This is a genomic window from Devosia sp. (assembly GCF_041917035.1).
Lineage (GTDB): Bacteria > Pseudomonadota > Alphaproteobacteria > Rhizobiales > Devosiaceae > Devosia_A.
In genome coordinates this window covers 1-3,739 of the sequence record NZ_JAYRYM010000314.1, presented here as the reverse complement: position 1 = coordinate 3,739, position 3,739 = coordinate 1, and the positions used below count along the sequence as shown (strand labels likewise).

Genomic DNA, 3,739 nt, shown 5'->3' with positions numbered 1-3,739 from the left:
CGAGGCCCCTCGCCAGCCGGTGCAGGTATTTCTGCTTCTGTTCGGGCGTGCCGTACTTTTCCAGCAGTTCGCCGGGCCCCAGTGAATTGGGCACCATCACGGTGATGCCGGCCGCGATCGAGCGGGAGGCGATCTTGGACACCACCTGGCTCTGCGCCTGTGCCGAAAAACCGAGCCCGCCATGCTCGCGGCCGATCAGCATGCCCAGGAACCCCTGTTCCTTGAGATAGGCCCACACCTCGGGCGGCAGGTCGGCCCGGTTGTGCCTTGTGTCCCAGTCGTCGATCATCGCGCAGACGGTATTGACCGGCCCGTCGAGAAACGCCTGTTCCTCCGCGGACAGGGTCGGCTTGCGCACGCCGAGCAGCTTGCCCCACTCCGGCTGTCCGGAGAACAGCTCCGCGTCCCACCCGACCGTGCCCGCATCGAGGGCCTCCTGCTCGGTGCGGCTGACGCGCGGCAGGATGCGCTTGACCATCGTGTAGGCCGGACCGGTGAGCAGGGCTTCGCGCACCGGCGCGACGGTGAACACCGCCAGCAGGGCCGCTGGCAGCAGGGCGCCGATCCATCCCGGCAGGTCGACCAGCAGCCACAGGCCGCCATCGACGGACACGCGGCTCAGGATACCGATCAGCAGAGCCGCGACCGCCCACTGCCAGAGCGGCGCGCGCCGCATGGCGAGCACCAGGCCGGCGAGGACGCTGACGAACAGGATGACGAGGCCCATGCGATTCTCCCCGATAGGCGCCGACCGGGCCGGCGCGGCTGCCTCGGGCGGCCCTCCGGAAGGCATCCCCAGCCGTGCAGCAGAATAGGGGTGGTTGACGTATACGTCAACCAGTGCCCCTTCCGGTCTGTCGGCTCCCGGCGTGAACGCCGCCCTTCCGTCCCTCGGGAGGGGAATTCGTCCGGCGCGACGCGTCGTCGTTTTGACGCAAACGTCAGTCGATGCCATAGTCGGGCCAACGGACAGCACAAGTCCGAGGAGGAGCCGAGTGGCAGAAGGAAGCGCGCGCCCCTGGGTGGATCGCTATCCGCCGGGGATTTCCTGGGATGTCCCCATCAACCTCACGCCCGTGCACGAGCAGGTCCTCGCCGCCTGTGCCAGGACTCCCGACGCCGACGCGCTCGACTTCCTCGGCAAGAAGACCCGGTTCCGCGACCTCGGCAACATGATCAACGCCCTCGCCGGGGCGCTGCAGGCGCAGTTCGGCGTCAAGAAGGGTGTGCGGGTCGCGCTGATGCTGCCCAATACACCGTTCTACGTCGTCGCCTACTATGCGGTGCTGCGCGCCGGCGGCACCGTGGTCAACTGCAATCCCCTCTATACGGTCCACGAGCTCAGCCACATCGTCGGCAATGCCGGGGCCGACCTGCTGGTGACCCTCGACCTCAAGCAGCTGTTCGAGAAGGCCGAGGCCCTCACCGAGGCCGGCCACGTCCGCCACCTGATCGTCTGCCACTTTCCCGACGCCCTGCCGGGGCTGAAGAAGCTCCTCTACCGGCTGGTCAAGGGCAAGGATCTGGCCAAGCCGCAGCAATCGCGCGTGGCCGCCAAGGTGGTGTGGTTCGACCAGTTGCTGCGTCGCAATCTCGCTCCCGGCCCGGTGAGCATCGATGCCGAGCGCGACGTGGCGGTGCAGCAATACACCGGCGGTACCACCGGCGTGCCCAAGGGCGCCATGCTCAGCCACGCCAATATCGCGGCCAACATGAGCCAGATCGATGCCTGGGGTTGCGGGTTGTTCTATCCGCCCTCGCGCGTCGTCGCGGTGCTGCCCTTCTTCCACATCTTCGCCATGACGGTGTGCATGAACGTGCCGCTGTGCAACGGCACCCAGGTGGTCATGCTGCCGCGCTTCGAGCTGAAGGCGCTGCTCGATCTGCTGACCCGCACCGGGGCCAATGTGCTCCCGGCGGTGCCGACGCTGATCCAGGCGCTCGCCAAGGCCGGGGAGCGTGCCGCGCCGCACCTCACCTCGCTCGAGGTGGTGGTGTCGGGCGGCGCCCCGCTCGCCGACGAGGTCCGCTCGGCCTGGGGCAAGGTCGGCAAGGCCCTGCTGGCCGAGGGCTACGGCCTCACCGAGGCCTCTCCGGTGGTCTGCTGCGCCGCCCTGCGCGTGCCCTCCAAGCCATTGTCCATCGGCCAGCCGCTGCCGGCGACCGACGTCCGCTTCGTCGACATCGACACCGGCGAGGTGGTGCCGCTCGGTCAGCGCGGCGAGCTGCAGGTCAAGGGGCCGCAGGTCATGCTCGGCTACTACGGCAACGAGGACGCCACGCGGGACGTCTTCATCGACGGCTGGCTGCGGACGGGGGACGTCGGGCTGATGGACGAGGATGGCTATGTTTTCCTCGTCGATCGCATCAAGGACCTGATCATCTGCTCGGGCTTCAACGTCTACCCGCGCACCATCGAGGAAACCCTGCTCCGCCATCCGGCGGTCGAGGAGTGCAACGTCATCGGCGTGCCCGATACCTATCGCGGCGAGGCGCCGGTGGCGTTCGTCAAGCTGAAGGCCGACGCCGCCGTCACCGAGCATGATCTCAAGAAATTCCTCGCGGAAACGCTCAACAAGATCGAGCTGCCCAAGGAGATCATCTTCAAGGACCAGCTGCCCAAGACGCTGATCGGCAAGCTCTCGAAAAAGGAACTCCGCGAGGAGTACCGCACCCGCACGACGAATAGCGATGAACCGGCCTGAATCCGAAAACCGCGACCTGTTTGCCATTGCCGACCTCGCCCGCGAGTTCGGCATCTCGACGCGGGCCATCCGCTTCTACGAGGCCAAGGGCCTGCTCAACCCCGAGCGCGTCGGCGGCACGCGGGTCTTCCGCCGCCGTGATCGCGCAAGGTTGATCCTGATCCTGCGCGGAAAACGGCTAGGCTTCTCGCTGCGCGACATTTCCGACTACCTGAGCCTGTATGACGCGCAGTCGCAGACCGCGCAGGTCAGCCTGCTGATCGGCAAGGTGGATGAGCGCCTGGCGCTGCTCGAGCAGCAACTGGGAGACCTGCAGATGACCATCACCGAGCTCAGGGAAATCCGCAAACTCGCCGGCGACCGGCTGGGCCAGGGGAACTGAGGCAAACCGATGCGACTGATGCGCCTGCTCGGACTGCTCGCCACCCTGTCGATCGGCCTCGTGCTGGCGGCCTGCACGCTCTCCTCCGACACCGACCTCGTTGCCGGCGACGCGCTGGCGACGCCGCTGCCCGAGAGCTTTGCCATCTTCGCCTACCGGCAGGAGGGGGACGCCTGGGTGCGGACCGACGAGGCGGCACTGGACTTCCGGCGCGAGGGCGAGGCCTATCTGGCCGGCGACCGCAGCATGACCGTCCGCTTCGTGCCGCTCGAGGCGCAGACCTACCTGATCGCCGCCAGGGGCGCCGAGCCGGGGGCGCTCTACGGGACGGCCTGGATCGGCGGCGACATCCTCGCCATCCGCATGGTCTTTGACGACGGGCTCGAGGCGGCCGTCGCCACCCTGGCCTCGGGCCTGCCGCCGGACATCGCCTCCGACATCGTCGTCACGGACGACGGCATCAAGGTCACCCGGCGTGAGACACTCGATCGCGTCATCGGCGCCATCCGGGCGCACGCCCTGCCGATGGCGCTGCTGGTGGCCTGGATCGGCCCGGACGGCAATGCCGTGCCGCCGGCCCGCATCATCGCCGACGGCGAGGGCTTCAGCGCGGGCGACTGAGCGTTGAATTCGTGTACGCGATCGCGTATAT

General features: G+C 67.9%; 4 protein-coding genes. 3 read left to right on the top strand and 1 reads right to left on the bottom strand.

Annotated elements, in window-relative coordinates; translation table 11 throughout:
• A partial coding sequence (locus ACE3TU_RS20135) for an acyl-CoA dehydrogenase family protein (RefSeq protein WP_374627484.1) occupies nucleotides 1-727 on the bottom strand: 727 nt, incomplete at its 3' end.
• 268 nt (nucleotides 728-995) lie between these two features.
• On the opposite strand from ACE3TU_RS20135, the gene ACE3TU_RS20130 reads away from it, so the two are divergent.
• The 3 genes from ACE3TU_RS20130 to ACE3TU_RS20120 are packed head-to-tail and all read left to right on the top strand — an operon-like array spanning nucleotide 996 to nucleotide 3,708.
• Entirely contained in the window at nucleotides 996-2,705 is a 1,710-nt protein-coding gene (locus ACE3TU_RS20130) for a long-chain fatty acid--CoA ligase (protein ID WP_374627482.1), read from the top strand.
• The gene (locus ACE3TU_RS20125) at nucleotides 2,692-3,087 is read left to right on the top strand and encodes a MerR family DNA-binding transcriptional regulator (protein WP_374627480.1); all 396 of its coding nucleotides are present in this window, start codon (nucleotides 2,692-2,694) and stop codon (nucleotides 3,085-3,087) included. Before ACE3TU_RS20130 ends, ACE3TU_RS20125 begins: the two co-directional genes overlap by 14 nt.
• Before the next feature lie 9 nt (nucleotides 3,088-3,096).
• Nucleotides 3,097-3,708 (top strand): hypothetical protein, encoded by a 612-nt coding sequence (locus ACE3TU_RS20120; protein ID WP_374627478.1) that lies wholly within the window; start codon nucleotides 3,097-3,099, stop codon nucleotides 3,706-3,708.
• Nucleotides 3,709-3,739: the final 31 nt, after the last annotated feature.

Coding starts and splice junctions, on each gene's coding strand:
- ACE3TU_RS20125 (WP_374627480.1), top strand. CDS start 2,692: ATGAACCGGCCTGAATCCGAAAACCGCGACCTGTTTGCCATTGCCGAC.
- ACE3TU_RS20120 (WP_374627478.1), top strand. CDS start 3,097: ATGCGACTGATGCGCCTGCTCGGACTGCTCGCCACCCTGTCGATCGGC.